The sequence below is a fragment of the Streptomyces sp. NPDC049837 genome (assembly GCF_040674455.1).
Lineage (GTDB): Bacteria > Actinomycetota > Actinomycetes > Streptomycetales > Streptomycetaceae > Streptomyces.
In genome coordinates this window covers 657,345-672,296 of record NZ_JBFAMP010000004.1, presented here as the reverse complement: position 1 = coordinate 672,296, position 14,952 = coordinate 657,345, and the positions used below count along the sequence as shown (strand labels likewise).

Annotated in this window: 11 protein-coding genes; 2 read left to right on the top strand and 9 right to left on the bottom strand. The window is 72.8% G+C overall.

Annotation, left to right across the window (positions count from 1 at the left end; genetic code table 11):
• Positions 1-119: 119 nt before the first annotated feature.
• Positions 120-1,769: a threonine/serine exporter family protein gene (locus tag AB0J57_RS14580; RefSeq protein WP_366128434.1), complete on the top strand. Its 1,650-nt coding sequence runs from the start codon at positions 120-122 to the stop codon at positions 1,767-1,769.
• A 460-nt stretch (positions 1,770-2,229) separates the two neighbouring features.
• On the opposite strand, the gene AB0J57_RS14575 is transcribed toward AB0J57_RS14580, so the two are convergent.
• Positions 2,230-2,634, bottom strand: a complete 405-nt coding sequence (locus tag AB0J57_RS14575; RefSeq protein WP_366128433.1) for a hypothetical protein — start codon at positions 2,632-2,634, stop codon at positions 2,230-2,232.
• A gap of 104 nt (positions 2,635-2,738) precedes the next feature.
• On the opposite strand from AB0J57_RS14575, the gene AB0J57_RS14570 reads away from it, so the two are divergent.
• Entirely contained in the window at positions 2,739-7,196 is a 4,458-nt protein-coding gene (locus tag AB0J57_RS14570) for a cation-transporting P-type ATPase (RefSeq protein ID WP_366128432.1), read from the top strand.
• A gap of 8 nt (positions 7,197-7,204) precedes the next feature.
• On the opposite strand, the gene AB0J57_RS14565 is transcribed toward AB0J57_RS14570, so the two are convergent.
• The 8 genes from AB0J57_RS14565 to AB0J57_RS14530 all read right to left on the bottom strand — a co-directional run bounded on the left by AB0J57_RS14565 (position 7,205) and on the right by AB0J57_RS14530 (position 14,880).
• Positions 7,205-7,915, bottom strand: a complete 711-nt coding sequence (locus AB0J57_RS14565; protein WP_366128431.1) for a VTT domain-containing protein — start codon at positions 7,913-7,915, stop codon at positions 7,205-7,207.
• 323 nt (positions 7,916-8,238) lie between these two features.
• Positions 8,239-8,997 (bottom strand): MerR family transcriptional regulator, encoded by a 759-nt coding sequence (locus tag AB0J57_RS14560; RefSeq protein WP_366128430.1) that lies wholly within the window; start codon positions 8,995-8,997, stop codon positions 8,239-8,241.
• 173 nt (positions 8,998-9,170) lie between these two features.
• On the bottom strand, positions 9,171-10,025 hold the full coding sequence (locus AB0J57_RS14555; RefSeq protein WP_366128429.1) for an ABC transporter permease: 855 nt from the start codon (positions 10,023-10,025) through the stop codon (positions 9,171-9,173).
• Positions 10,022-10,966, bottom strand: a complete 945-nt coding sequence (locus tag AB0J57_RS14550; protein WP_366128428.1) for an ATP-binding cassette domain-containing protein — start codon at positions 10,964-10,966, stop codon at positions 10,022-10,024. Before AB0J57_RS14550 ends, AB0J57_RS14555 begins: the two co-directional genes overlap by 4 nt.
• 137 nt (positions 10,967-11,103) lie before the next feature.
• Positions 11,104-11,745: a PadR family transcriptional regulator gene (locus AB0J57_RS14545; RefSeq protein ID WP_366128427.1), complete on the bottom strand. Its 642-nt coding sequence runs from the start codon at positions 11,743-11,745 to the stop codon at positions 11,104-11,106.
• A 73-nt stretch (positions 11,746-11,818) separates the two neighbouring features.
• Positions 11,819-12,364: a DinB family protein gene (locus tag AB0J57_RS14540; protein WP_366128426.1), complete on the bottom strand. Its 546-nt coding sequence runs from the start codon at positions 12,362-12,364 to the stop codon at positions 11,819-11,821.
• Positions 12,365-12,478: 114 nt separating this feature from the next.
• Positions 12,479-13,936 (bottom strand): aldehyde dehydrogenase family protein, encoded by a 1,458-nt coding sequence (locus tag AB0J57_RS14535; RefSeq protein ID WP_366128425.1) that lies wholly within the window; start codon positions 13,934-13,936, stop codon positions 12,479-12,481.
• 62 nt (positions 13,937-13,998) lie between these two features.
• Complete coding sequence (locus tag AB0J57_RS14530) at positions 13,999-14,880, bottom strand: helix-turn-helix transcriptional regulator (RefSeq protein ID WP_366128424.1); 882 nt, start codon at positions 14,878-14,880, stop codon at positions 13,999-14,001.
• Between the last annotated feature and the right edge of the window lie 72 nt (positions 14,881-14,952).

Genomic DNA, 14,952 nt, shown 5'->3' with positions numbered 1-14,952 from the left:
CCCCCGTTTCTCCGTACGACGGGCGGTGCACCCTCATGGGCGCACCGCCCGTTGTCGTACCGGCCCATTGGCACGCCCATACTGGGCAGACGGGTCGGATGGGAGTGAGGACGAGCACAGTGGCGCCGGAGACGGACGGTCCCGAGGACCGTAAGCCTCAGTCCGATGAGGCACACAGCGCCTTCACGCCGCCGCCGGGCGTGGGGCAGCCCTCCGGCACCGAGGAGGACCAGCAGACGACGTCGGAGTTCGCCCTCCCCCCAGGGCTGACGCCCGAGGCGCCCGCCGAGCCGGAGGGGTCGGCGTTCGCGCCGCCCTCCACGTACTCGGCGAAGGAGTCCCCGCCGGCGTTCACGCCCGCCGAGGGGTTCCCGGCGATACGGCTGTCCAAGGACGCGCCGTGGCAGGACCGGATGCGCACCATGCTGCGGATGCCGGTGAGCGAGCGGCCGGTGCCGGAGTCGGTGCAGAAGCAGGGCGACACGGGGCCCGCCGTGCCGCGCGTGCTGGACCTCACGCTGCGTATCGGCGAGCTGCTGCTCGCGGGCGGCGAGGGCGCCGAGGACGTCGAGGCGGCGATGTTCGCGATCTGCCGCTCGTACGGGCTCGACCGCTGCGAGCCGACGGTGACCTTCACGCTGCTGTCGATCACGTACCAGCCCTCGCTGGTGGACGACCCGGTGACGGCGAACCGGACCGTGCGGCGGCGCGGCACCGACTACAACCGGCTGTCCGCGGTCTACACGCTGGTCGCCGACATCAACGCCGACGACTACGAGGTCTCCCTGGAGGAGGCGTACCGGCGCCTCGCGGAGATCCGGCGCAACCGGCACCCGTACCCCGGCTGGGTCCTGACGGTGGCGGCGGGCGGGCTCGCGGGCGCCGCGTCGATGCTGCTGGGCGGCGACATGGCCGTGTTCCTGATCGCGGCGGCGGGCGCGATGCTGGGCGACCGGCTGGCCTGGTTCTGCGCGGGGCGCGGGCTGCCGGAGTTCTACCAGTTCGCGGTGGCCGCGGTGCCGCCGGCCGCGCTGGGCGTGCTGGTGAGCCTGCTGCACGCCGGGCTCCAGCCGAACGCGGTGATCACCGGTGGGCTGTTCGCCCTGATCCCGGGACGGGCGCTGGTGGCCGCCGTGCAGGACGGCCTCACCGGCTTCTACATCACCGCCTCAGCACGCCTGCTGGAGGTCGGGTACTTCTTCGTCGCCATCGTGGTGGGCGTGCTCTCCGTCCTGTACGGGGGCGTCCAGCTCGGCGCCAAGCTCAACCCCGAGGGCGTCCTGAACGCGGTCGAGCGGCCGGTGATCCAGATCCTGGCGGCGGTGCTGCTGTCGGTGACGTTCGCCATCCTGCTCCAGCAGGAACGTTCCACGGTGCTGTTCGTGGCGCTGAACGGGGCGGTGGCGTGGGTGGTCTACGCGTCGATAGCCGTCACGGCGGACGGCTCCACCGTGATGGCGACGGCGGTGGCGGCCGGGCTTGTGGGCCTGTTCGGGCAGTTGATGGCCCGGTACGAGCACACCTCGTCGCTGCCGTACGTGACGGCGGCGATCGGGCCGCTGCTGCCCGGTAGCGCCACGTACCTCGGGGTGCTGAACATCGCCCAGAACAACATGGACGCGGGCTTCACGTCGCTGGCGCGGGCGGCGGCGCTGGCGCTGGCCATCGCGATCGGGGTGAACCTCGGCGGCGAGATGGCGCGCATGTTCATCCGCGCGCCGGGCTCGGCGGCGGCGCGCCGCGCGGCGAAGCGGACAAGGGGCTTCTGACGGGGCGCCGCGCCCCGGTTCCCCGGCGGTGCGGTGCGGCACCGGGCCCTTCAGGCGCCCATCCCCCGCCCGCACCCGGCAGACGACCGGGGTGGGGCCGTGCAGGGTCGCCCCCGCAGAGGCTGGCGGCGACGGCCGGGCTCCCTTTACCAGCGCCCAAGGCCGCCGGCCGCGAGGAGGCGAGCCCGGAGGGGCCCCGCCCCCCCACCCACCGGGGGCGTCCGCACCGCCCCGCGGGTCACCGGGAACAGGCACCGCCCCGGTCCGTTGTGCCCACCCGTCCCTCCCCCAAGGACTTCGTCCAGGGGGGGACCCCCAGCGGAACGACTGCCCACAACGGAGGCGGGAGGTGCCGTGCCACGGCGGGACGACTGCCCACAACGGAGGCGGAGGGGGCGGCGTGCCCCAGCGGGAGGGGACCCCGCCCCGCAACGGGAGCGGGACCCTGCCGACAACGGAGTCAGGCCGTGGCGCCCGGGCGGGGGCCGGACATGAGGCCGCCGCGGCGGAGGACCGCGTAGCCGACGCCGATGCCGATGGCGACCGGCCATTCGATGATGTCGGCGGCGCCCAGGACACCGAGGCCGAGGTAGAGCGGCAGGCCGCCCTTGGCGGGGAGCACCTGGCGGGCCGCCGCCACCGGCAGCAGTGCCGCGTTGGCCGCGTTGCTGGCGACCTTGTCGAGGGACGGGACGGTGAAGCTGACCGTGCGCTGCCCGTCCGAGGACGAGGACGGGGCCTGGGCCCGGTCCGGCTCCTTGGCGGCTTCCTTGCGCGGCTGGGCAGCCTGCTTGGTGGCCGCTGCCTTCGTGGTCTTGGTCGTGGTCTTTGTCGTGCGCTTGCGGGGTGTCGAAGAGGTGGCCACAGATCTCACATCCATGGATGTGGTATGGGCGGGTTGTCTACATTTCAGGGTATCCATTCCGGTACGGCTGAATCGACGGGACAACGGACCGGAGGCATCAATCCATGTCACCGCTGCAACTGCTCGGGCCGATAGCGTCCGGCGTGACGTACGGGGTCGCGGCCGGCGTGCGCGGCGCCGCCGATGTGGCCGCACAGCTCATGGGACTGCCGCAGCGCGGCGTCTGGTGGCGGCCGGGGCGCTGCTACATCGAGGTGCACGGCGTCCACGGCGCGGGCGGCGAACGGGTCGCCCGGCGCATCGAGCGCGCCCTGGAGGGCCACCCCCGCGTGCTGTGGGCCCGGGTGAACGCGCCGTCGGAGCGCGTCGTGGTGGCCGTGGCCCCGACCCCGCCGTCCGACCGCGAGCTGGTCGCCCTGGTCGAGCGGGCGGAGGGGCAGCTCGCCGCGCACGTCGACGAGTTCGACGAGTGGTGCCCCGAACCGCACCACCCCTGCGAGGGCCCCAGGACCCGCCAGTCGGTGCCCGCGCTGGCCGCCGACACCGTGGGGCTCGCCATCGCCTCCGTACGCCAGTTGGCCCCGTGGCTCCGGCTGCCGCCCGAGGTCGCGGCGCTCGCCGGGGCGCTCCAGCACCACCCCAAGCTGCGCCACCTGGTCGCCGAGCTGAGCAGCACCGAGCAGGCCGAGTCCGTGCTGCCGGTCGTCAGCGCCCTCGCCCAGGGCGTCGCCACCCGTGGCGGAGGCATCGCCCTGGACGCCCTCGAACGGGTCTCCCAGTGGCGCGAGGCCACCGCGGAACGCGCCGCGTGGAACGAGGCCGAGCCCTCGCTCGTCGCCGGGCCGGACGACGCCTCGGCCGAGCCGATCGTCGTGGACCGCGCCGGTCCGCCGCCCAAGGACGCCACCGACCGGTACGCCGAGCGCGCCATGGCGGCGGGCCTGACGGCCGGCGCCCTGACCGTCCCGTTCGCCGGGCCCCGCAAGGGGCTGGCGGTCGCCCTGTCCGCCGTGCCGAAGGCCCCGGAGGCCGGCCGGGAGGGCTTCGCCACCCGTCTGGGCCGGGCCCTGGCGCTGCGGGGCGTCGTCACCATGGACCGGGGCGCGCTGCGGCGGCTCGGGCAGGTGGACACCGTGGTCCTGGAGGAGGACGCGCTGCGCAGCGACCGGTACGAGCCGGTGGACCTGGAGCTGCTCAGCGGCGCCGACCCGGAGCTCACGGCCCAGCGGCTGTTCACCCTGTTCGACTCGGACGCGCCCCTGCGGACCGCCCGCGACGACGACGGCTGGGTCCTCGGGCCGCTCGACGAGCTGGAGCTGACCGGCCGCACCGGGCGGCAGGCCGAGGCACGGCTGCTGCGCCGGGGCAGCGAGAAGACGCTCGGCCTGGCCCGTGGACGGCGGTTGCAGGCCGTGGCCGGGCTGGCCACGCAGACCGCGCCGGGCGCCGAGGCGGTCGCGGCGGCGGCCCGCCGGGCAGGCGCCCGGGTGGTGCTGGCCACCGACCGGGAGGCCCCCGCGTTCACGTTCGCCGACGCGGTCGTCCCGGCGGGCGGGCGCCTGGTCGCCTCCGTACGCGGCCTCCAGGCCGACGGCGCGGTGATCCTGCTGGTGTCCGGCAACCGGCGGGCGCTGGGCGTGGCCGACTGCGGCGTCGGCGTGCACCGGGAGGGCGAGCCGCCGGCCTGGGGCGCCCACCTCATCGTCGGCGCCGACCTCGAATCGGCCGGGATCATCGTGGACGCCGTCGGCATGGCGGCCCGGGTCGACCGGGACAGTGCCGTGCTCGCGGCCGGCGGCAGCGGTGTCGGCGCCGTCGCCGCGCTGCGCGCCCGCTCCCCGCAGGCGACCGCGCGGGGCATGGCGGCCGGCACCACCGCCGGGGCGCTCGCCTTCTGCCTCGGCACCTGGCGCGCCCGGCAGCTCCTGGCCCGCCCCCTCGCCCCGCCCGTGACCACGGTGCCCTGGCACCTGATGCCCACCGACCGGGTGCTGGAGCGGCTGCGCACCACCCCCGACGGCCTGACCGGCGAAGAGGCGGCCGCCCGCAGCGGAGGCCCCGGTGGCGGCAACGAGCCCGCCCGCCTCACCCTGCCGTCCGCCTTCATCGAGGAGCTGGCCAACCCCCTGACCCCCGTCCTCGCCGGTGGCGCCGCCCTCGCCACCGCCGTGGGCTCGCGCACCGACGCCGGGCTCGTGGCCGCCATCACCGGCACGTCCGCCCTCATCGGCGGCTTCCAGCGGGTACGCACCGAGCGGGCCCTGGAGGAGCTGTTCCGCCGCTCCGCGATCGGCGCGCGCGTCCGCCGCGGCGGCCGGGAGCGGCTGGTCACGGCCGGCGACCTGGTGGAGGGCGACATCGTGCTACTGCGGCCCGAGGACGTCGTACCGGCGGACTGCCGGCTGCTGGAGGCGGAGGGGCTGGAGGTCGACGAGTCGTCGCTGACCGGCGAGTCCCTCGCGGTCCACAAGGACCCGGCGCCGGTGGTCGCCACCGACATCACCGGCCGCCGCTCGATGGTCTACGAGGGCACCACCGTCTCCTCCGGGCGGGGCGTGGCCGTGGTCGTGGCGACCGGTTCGAGCACCGAGGTCGGGCGCAGCCTCGCCACCGCGCGGCAGGCCGCTCCGGAGACCGGTGTGGAGGCCCGGCTCGCCTCGCTCACCCGGTCCAGCCTGCCCATCGCGATCGGGTCGGCCAGCGCGGTCGCCGCGTCGGGCCTGCTGCACGGGCGGCCGCTCGCCGACAACCTCGCCTCCGCCGTGAACCTCGCCGTCGCCTCCGTACCGGAGGGGCTGCCCTTCCTGGTCAACGCCGCCCAGCTCGCCGCCGCCCGGCGCCTCGCCGACGTGGGCGCGCTGGTCCGCAACCCGCGCACCATCGAGGCGCTGGGCCGCGCCGACGTGCTGTGCTTCGACAAGACGGGCACCCTCACGGAGGGCAAGCTCCAGCTCGCGGCGGTCAGCGACGGGGACGGCGCCCTGCCGCTGGACCAGTTGGACGGCGTACGCAAGGACATCCTCGCCGCCGCGCTACGGGCCACCCCGCCCGCCCGGCAGGCCGAGCCCATGGCCCACCAGACCGACCGCGCGGTGACGGCCGGGGCGCGCAGTGCCAAGGTGTCGGTACGGCACGGGGCGGCGCGGTGGCGGCGGCTGGACACGCTGCCGTTCGAGCCGTCCCGCGCCTACCACGCCACGTCGGGGCAGACCACGCACGGCCTGCTGCTCAGCGTGAAGGGCGCGCCCGAGAACGTCCTGGACCGCTGCGCCCGGCACCGTACGCCCGGGGGCCGGGCGGCCGGGCTCGACGAGGCGGGGCTCACGCGGCTCAACGCCGAGGCGGAGGAGCTCGCGGGCGCCGGGCGGCGGGTGCTGGCGGTGGCGGAGCGGCGGATGGACCCCGGCGAGGACCTCACCGACGAGAGCGTGCGGGACCTGGTGTTCCTGGGCTTCGTCACGCTGGCCGACCCGGTACGGGCGGGCGCCGCCCCGGCGACCGCGCGGCTGCGGGCGGCGGGCGTGCACACCGTGATGCTCACCGGTGACCACCCGGCCACCGCCGACGCCATCGCGTCCACCATCAGCGACGTCACCGACCCGAAGGTCTGCACGGGCGCCGAGCTGGACGAGCTGGACGACGACGAGCTGGACGAGCTGCTCCCGACCGTGGACGTCATCGCCCGGTGCAGCCCGCACCACAAGGTCCGGATCGTCCAGGCTTACCAGCGCATCGGCCGGGTCGTGGCCATGACCGGCGACGGCGCCAACGACGCGCCCGCCATCCGGCTGGCCGACATCGGCATCGCGCTCGGGCGGCGCGGCACCCCGTCCGCGACGGCCGCCGCGGACCTGGTGGTGGGCGACGACCGGCTGGAGACGATCGTCTCGGCGCTGATGGAGGGCCGCTCCATGTGGGCCTCGGTGCGGGCCGCGCTGGGCATCCTCATCGGCGGCAACCTCGGCGAGGTCACCTTCAGCGTGCTGGTCTCCACGCTCACCGGCGCCACGCCGCTCAACGCCCGCCAGATCATGCTGGTCAACCTGCTCACCGACCTGGCGCCGTCACTCGCCATCGCGGTGCGCGAGCCGGCCGGCCACACCGCGAAGCGGCTCCTGGCGGAGGGCCCGAGCCGCTCGCTGGGCAGCGCGCTCACCCACGAGATGCTGCTGCGCGGCGCCATCACGGCCACCGGCGCCGGGCTGGCCTGGACCGGGGCCCGCCTGACCGGGCGCGGCAGGCGGGCGAGCACGGTGGCGCTGGCCGCGGTCGTGGGTACGCAGTTGGCGCAGACCCTCGCGACGGGGGGCCTGGACCGCAACGTGCTGGCCGCGAGCCTGGGCTCGGCGGCGGTGCTGGCCGCCGTCATCCAGACCCCGGGCATCAGCCAGTTCTTCGGCTGCACACCGCTGGGGCCGGTCGGCTGGGGCATCGCGCTGAGCTCGATCGCCGCGGCGACCCTGCTCGGTACGGCCCTGTCGCCGCTGGTCCGCTCGGCGACGGCCGCCGCGGAGGGGGAGGAGGCCCAGGAGGAGGCCCGAGAGGACAAGGCCTCCTCCTGACGAGGGGGTCAGCGCTTGGCGTGCCGCCCGCGCTGGGCCGGCGGCGTCCCGTCCTCGACGGCCGGGTCCTGCTTGCCCTGCTTGCTCTGCTTGCTCTGCTTGCTCTGCGAGCGGGCCCGCAGGTACTCGATCACGATCGGGACGACCGAGATCAGCACGATGAGGATGAGGATGGCCTCGATGTGCTCGTGTACGAAGTCGACGTTGCCCAGCGACGCCCCCAGCAGCGTCACGCCGGCGCCCCACAGGATGCCGCCGATGACGTTGAAGGTGATGAACGAGCGGTAGTTCATCCGGCTCACACCGGCGATGATCGGCGTGAACGTCCGCACGATCGGCACGAACCGGGCGAGGATCAGCGACTTGGGCCCGTGCTTCTCGAAGAACTCATGGGCCTTCTCCACGTTCTCCTGCTTGAACAGGCGGGAGTCGGGGCGCTTGAAGAGGGCGGGTCCGACCTTGCGGCCGAAGAGGTAACCCACCTGGTCACCGATGATCGCGGACAGCACGATCAGGGTGCACACCACCCACAGCGGTGTGTCGAGGACGCCGGTGGTGACCAGCAGACCCGTGGTGAACAGCAGCGAGTCACCGGGCAGGAAGAAACCGATCAGCAGTCCGGACTCGGCGAAGACGATGACCAGGACGCCGATGAGGCCGAAGGTCTCGATGAGATAGTCCGGGTCCAGCCAGCTCGGTCCGAGCGCAAGCGTATTCACGGGTTCCGGGGCTCCTGGGTCGGTGGGCGGGGACGGCTGCCCAAAGCTATCAACGCTTCCGCCCCTCCACCGGTTCCACCGCCCCCTGCGGGCCCGCACCCGGCATACGGCCGGGGCGGGGCCGTGCAGGGCCGCCGGCCTCGAGGAGCCGAGCCCGGAGGGGCCCGGCCGGCCCCCACCCACCGGCAGGCACCGCCCCGCCCCGTTGTGCCCACCCGTCCCTCCCCCAAGGACTTCGTCCAGGGGGACCCCCAGCGGGATGACTGCCCACAACGGAGGCGGGGCGGCCGCCACAGTGGCGGCCGCCAGCCGGACCGGTCCCGTCAGGCGTGGCGGTCCGCGTTGGCGTGGATGGCGGAGCGGAGGTGCTCCGCCATGCCCGGGCGCATGGCGTCGTAGAACGCCGTGAACCGCTCATCGGACACGTACATGTCCGCGAGGCACCGGTGGAACTCGTGGGTGCACTCGTAGAACCACGTGTTGATCTGCTGCCGGTGCTCCTCGGCGAGGTCCATCGCCCGGTCGCCCGTCGGCGGCTCGCCCTCCTCCATCAGGGCCTGGTACCGGGCGCCCCAGTCGGCGTTCTGGTCCTGCATGCGCTGCCAGTCGGCCTTGGTGTAGCGGGCCGTACGGCGCTGGGACTCCCGGTATGCCTCGGTGTCGCCCCAGCGCTGCTCGACCTCCTCCGCGTACTGCTCGGGGTCGTTGTCCCCGAACACCTCGAACTTCTCCTCGGGCGTGAGGTTGATGCCCATCTTCTTCGCCTCCATGGCGTGCTCGACGGCCTCGGCCATCTTCTGGAGCTCGGCGATCCGCGTGGTCAGCAGCTCGTGCTGGTGCCGCAGGTGCTCCTGCGGGTCCGCGTCGGGGTCGTCGAGCAGGGCCGCGACCTGGTCGAGCGGGAAGCCCAGCTCCCGGTAGAACAGGATCTGCTGCAGCCGGTCGAGGTCGGCGTCGTCATAACGCCGGTGGCCCGCGTGGCTGCGGCCGCTCGGGGAGAGCAGTCCGATCTCGTCGTAGTGGTGCAGCGTCCGCACCGTGACATGGGCGAAAGCGGCGACCTGTCCCACGGAGTAGCTCATGGCTCTCCGCTCCCTTCGTGTCGGTACGCACTCCACCCTGAGCCCTCACGCGACGTGAGGTGCAAGCCCGTTTGCCCGTCACCAGTGTGCGGACCCCCACGCGAAGCCGCGCGCACGCACGCGTGCGGCGTATCCGGCCCGTACCCGGATACGCCGCGCACCTCGCGCTCCCGTCAGCGGCTCAGCCGCCCGAACCTCCGCACCGCCAGCGGGAAGAACACCGCGAGCAGCACCAGCGGCCACGCCACCGCCAGCAGCTCCGCGTGCTGGGCCGCCCACGACGCCCCGGCGGCATCCGCGGCGTCCGCGATCCCCGGCGGGCCGACCAGTTCGCGGACGGCCGTCGCGGTCGCCGACAGCGGGTTCCACTCGACCACCGAGCCCAGCCAGTCCGGCATCGCACCGGGTGCAGCGAACGCGTTGGAGAGGAAGCCGACCGGCCAGACGAGGATCTGCACCGCCTGCACCAGTTCCGGTCTGCCCGCCACCATCGCGAGGTGGATGCCGATCCACAGCATCGCGAACCGCAGCAACAGCAGCAGCCCCACGGCCACCAGGAAGGCCCCGAAGCCGCCGTGCGCCCGCCAGCCGATGGCGTACCCGGCGCCGACCATCACGGCCAGGCCGAGCACCGACTGGAGCATGTCGGCGACCGAACGCCCCACGAGCACCGCGCCATTGGCCATGGGCATCGACCGGAAGCGGTCGATCACGCCCTTGTTGAGGTCCTGCGTGACCGCCAGCAGGGTCGCCTCCAGGCCGAACGCCATGGTCAGCGCGAACATGCCGGGGATGAGGTAGTCGATGTAGTCGCCCTCGACACCGCGCCCGCCGCCGATGAGGTACCCGAACATCAGCAGCATCATCACCGGGAAGGCGAGCCCGACGACGACCTGGACCGGTTCGCGGGCCCAGTGGGCCAGTTCGCGCCGGGTGATGGTCCACGAGTCGGCGAGCGCCCACCCGATGCGGCCCATGCCGATCGTGCTCGTACCCGCGCCCGTGCCCACGCTCACGTCCGCGCTCATACGGCCACCGCCTCCTTCTGCTCGCCGCCCGTCAGGTGCAGGAAGACCTCGTCCAGGGTCGGCCGCCGCACCGCGATGTCCTCCGCCTCGATCCCGGCGGCCTCCAGGTCCCGTACGACCCGGGTCAGCGCCGCCATCCGGTCCTCGACCGGGGCGCTGACCAGCCGCCGGTCCTCGTCCACGTCGGCCGCGCCGGGCACCAGGGCGGCCGCGGCGGCCAGGTGCCGGGCATCGCGTACGACGATGTCGATCCGGTCGCCGCCGACCTTGCCCTTCAGTTCGTCCGCCGTTCCGTCGGCGATGACCCGGCCCCGGTCGACGACCGAGATCCGGTCCGCCAGTTGGTCGGCCTCCTCCAGGTACTGCGTGGTGAGCAGGACGGTCGTACCGCCGCCCACCAGCGACCGGACGGAGTCCCACACCTCGGCCCGCCCGCGCGGGTCGAGCCCGGTCGTCGGCTCGTCCAGGAACAGCACCTCCGGTTCGGTGATCAGCGAGGCGGCCAGGTCCAGCCGCCGCCGCATGCCGCCGCTGTACTGCTTGACCGCCTTGCGGCCGGTGTCGGCGAGCCCGAACCGCTCCAGCAGCTCGTCCGCCCGGGCGCCCGCCCGCCGCGCGCCCAGGTGGTGGAGCCGGCCGAACATCTCCAGGTTCTGCCGCCCGCTGAGCCCCTCGTCCAGTGCCGCGTGCTGCCCGAGCAGCCCGATCCGCCGCCGCACCTCGTCCGCGCGGGTCCGTACGTCGAACCCGGCCACCCGCACCAGGCCCTCGTCGTGCCGCAGCAGCGTGGCCAGCACCCGGACCGTGGTGGTCTTGCCCGCGCCGTTCGGCCCCAGGACCCCGTGGACCGTGCCCCGGCCGACCACCAGGTCCAGCCCGTCAAGGGCCTGCTTCTCGCCGTACCGCTTCCGCGCGCCCTCGACGACGATCGCGTCCGTCATGCACCCTCCCAACCCGGTAGTCAAAATTGACTACGCATGCAAGGTAAGCCATGCCGGGGGATTAGTCAAACTTGATTAGCCAGGAGCGCCCCAAAGCGCCCCAGAGGACCCGGAACAGCCAGAACAGCCAGAGCGGGCTAGCGCGCGGACCCCGGCTCCGGCTCGCCCGTCGCGTACGGGTTCTCCTGGCCCTCCGCCAGCACGCCCACGAAGGGCTCGCCCTCGTCCGCGAACGTGTAGGCGCCGCTCTCGATGCGCTCGATCAGCCCGCGCGTCCACTCGGCACCGGCGTCGGCCGAGTGCACCCACATGTTCATGATCTCGCCGATGTGACCGAGCGCCTCCGGCCCGTCCTCCGGCGTGTAGTACTCGGTGACGCCGGCCCGCCACCGCTCCAGCCCCTCGATCCGCCGCTTCAGCAGCGCGACGGCTTCCTCGCGCGGCAGGTCGACGATGAAGCCGACCCCGGCCGACAGGACGTCCATCTTCTGGTCGTACGCCGTCAGCGCCTCGCGCAGCAGCGCGAAGTACTCCTCGGTGCCCTTGTCGGTGATCTCGTACTCGGTGCGCGGCGGGCCGCCGGCCGTGCTGGGCGCGGTCTCGTAGGCGCGCAGGAGCCCCTGCTTGGCCATCTGCTTGAGCGCGTGGTAGATCGAGCCGGGCTTGGCGTTGGACCACTCGTGCGCGCCCCAGTACTCCAGGTCGTTGCGGACCTGGTAGCCGTGCGCCCGCCCGTGCTGGCGCACGGCCCCCAGGACCAGCAGCCGGATCACTGACATCACCTCACGCACCCTTCTGGTCAATTTTGACCAGGGTACGCAGAGCTGCTCGACGCCGGCCGGAGCGCCCCGTTCAGTCCCCTCGGCCCTGCTCCAGGGCGATGAGCTCGAACGAGGTCTTCCCGTCCAGCGACTCCCGGATGATGTCGGCGTGCCCGGCGTGCCGGGCCATCTCCTGCACCAGGTGCATCCCCATCCAGCGCATCGAGACCCGGCCGTCCTTCGGGAACCACGGCGCCTCGGGCAGCGGGAAGGTGTCGTCCAGGCTCGGCACGGTGCGCAGGAATTCCTCCGTCTCCTTGATCACCCCGTCCCAGAACTCCAGCACTCCCTGGACCGACTCCGCGCCCACCAGCCGGAAACCCTCGTCCCAGGTGTCCCGGCTGCGCTGCCGCTCGTTCGGCTTCTGCTGTGCCAGCCGCAGCCAGTTCAGCTCCACCTCGGCGACGTGCTTGACCAGTCCGGCCAGCGACAGTTCGCTGGCGCTGGGCCGCGACGCCGCCTGCTCGTCGGTCAGCCCGTGGAGCGAGCGGCGCAGCGCGTCGCGCTGCGCCTCGATGAACGACAGCAGCGCGCCGCGCTCGTCGCCGTGTGCCTCCGCGGGAACAAGGGTGACCATGACCGTCCGCCTTTCGCCGGCTTCCTGGGCTCTTTCGACACCGGCTACGCTACGGGCACTTGAGGTCAGTCCCGGTCCTAAATGGACATCCGGGGGAACCCGAAACAGGGGAACCTAAAAGGGGAACCGGCTGCGGCCGTGCTGGATCGAGATCCACTTGTAGGTGGTGAAGGCGTCCACCGTCGCCTCGCCGTTCAGCCGGCCGACGCCCGAGTGCTTCTCACCGCCGAACGGCACGATCGGCTCGTCGTGGACGGTGCCGTCATTGATGTGGATCATCCCGGTGTGGATGCGCTGGGCGATCCGTACGCCGCGCTCGACGTCCCCGGTGTGCACGGCGCCGCTGAGCCCGTACGGGGTGTCGTTGGCGATCCGTACCGCCTCGTCCTCCCCGTCGAAGGGGATCAGCATGACGACCGGGCCGAAGATCTCCTGGCTCAGGACCGGGGAGTCGGCCGGCAGGTCGGCCAGCACGGTCGGTGCCACGACGTTGCCCTCGGCGCCGCCCCGGACGAGTGCCGTCGCGCCCGCGCCGACGGTCTGGTCGACGAGGGTCGTCACCGCCTCGGCCTGGGAGGAGTTGATGAGCGGGCCGATGTGCGTGGCGGGGTCGGCCGGATCACCGGTCTTCAGGGTGCGCACCTTGGCGACGAACTTCTCGGTGAACTCCCGCTCCACCGCACGGTCCACGAGCACCCGGTTGGCGGCCATGCAGACCTGCCCCTGGTGCACGAACCGGCTGAAGACGGCCGCGTCGACCGCGTAGTCGATGTCCGCGTCGTCGAGCACGATGAGCGCGCTGTTGCCGCCCAGCTCCAGCACGGACCGCTTGAAGTTGGCGGCGCAGACGGTGGCGACGTGCCTGCCGACCCGGTCGGAGCCGGTGAACGAGATGACCTTGGGCACCGGGTGCTCGATCAGCGCGTCGCCGATCTCGGCGATGTCGGTGATCACGACGTTGAGCAGACCGGCCGGCAGGCCCGCGTCCTCGAAGATCTTCGCGACCAGGGCGCCGCCGAGGATCGGCGTGTTCTGGTGGGGCTTGAGGACGACCGCGTTGCCGAGGGCGAGCGCCGGGGCGACGGACTTGATCGACAGCAGGAAGGGGAAGTTGAACGGGCTGATGACGCCGACGACCCCGACCGGGACCCGGTAGAGGCGGTTCTCCTTGCCGTCGACCGGCGAGGGCAGGATGCGGCCCTCGGGGCGCAGGGCGAGGTGGATCGCCTCGCGCATGAACTCCTTGGCCAGGTGCAGCTCGAACCCGGCCTTGGTCCGCGTACCGCCGAGCTCGGCGATGATCGCCTCGGTGATCTCGGCCTCGCGCTCCTCGATGAGCCGCAGCGCCCGCTCGAAAACAGCGCGGCGCGTGTACGGATTGGTGTCCGCCCACGCGCGCTGTGCCCGCTCGGCCGCCCTGTAGGCCTGGTCTATCTCGTCGACCGTGGCCACGGTTATGGAGGCGAGCTTCTCCTCGTTGTACGGATTGAAGTCGATGATGTCCCACGAGCCGCCGCCGGCCCGCCACTCACCGTCTATGTACTGCTGGGCCAGGTCTGTGAAGTAGGACATGCCATCCCTTCCCGAGGGCGCGCACCGTGCTGCTGATGACGAGACGTCATCCTACTGACGGGTCACGTGAGTTGGAGGAGACCTCGGAGAAGGTCGCGGCTCTCCTCGGGGCCCGGGCTGTCCTGATGCAGCCGCCCCATCACCCGCTCGTACTGGGCCACTTCCTCGCGCTTGTCGAGGTAGAGCGCGCTCGTGAGCTGCTCCAGGTAGACGATGTCGGAGAGGTCGGACTCGGGGAAGCTCAGCATGGTGAAGGCCCCGCTCTCGCCCGCGTGGCCACCGAAGCTGAAGGGCATGATCTGGAGCGTGACGTTGGGCTGCTCGGAGACCTCGATCAGGTGCTTGAGCTGGTCGCGCATCACCTCCCGGTCGCCGTACGGGCGGCGCAGGGCGGCCTCGTCGAGAACGGCGTGAAATCGCGGTGCCCGCTCGGAGACGAGCACCTTCTGGCGCTCCAGCCGCAGCGCCACGCGCCGGTCGATCTCCGCACGCGGGGCGTCCGGCATGCCCCGGGCGACGACGGCGTGCGCGTACGCCTCCGTCTGCAACAGGCCGTGCACGAACTGCACTTCGTAGATGCGGATGAGGGAGGCGGCGCCCTCCAGGCCGATGTACGTCTGGAACCAGCCCGGCAGCACGTCGCCGTAACTGTGCCACCACCCGGCGACGTTGGCCTCCCGGGCGAGACCGAGGAGGGACTCGCGCTCGGCCTCGTCGGTGACTCCGTACAGCGTGAGCAGGTCCTCGATGTCCCTGGCCTTGAAGCTCACCCTGCCCAACTCCATGCGGCTGATCTTGGATTCGGACGCCCGGATCGAATAGCCGGCGGCTTCGCGGGTGATGCCGCGCGACTCACGCAGCCGCCGCAACTGCGAACCCAGCAGGATGCGCCGCACCACGGAACCGCTCGATTCACTTGCGGTCACGTCTCCAACCCTCCCCATCGCTGATGTGTACGACGGAGCACCCCCGAGCCCCGAGACGGCGGATTCTGCCACCAAAACGCTTCAGCGCGT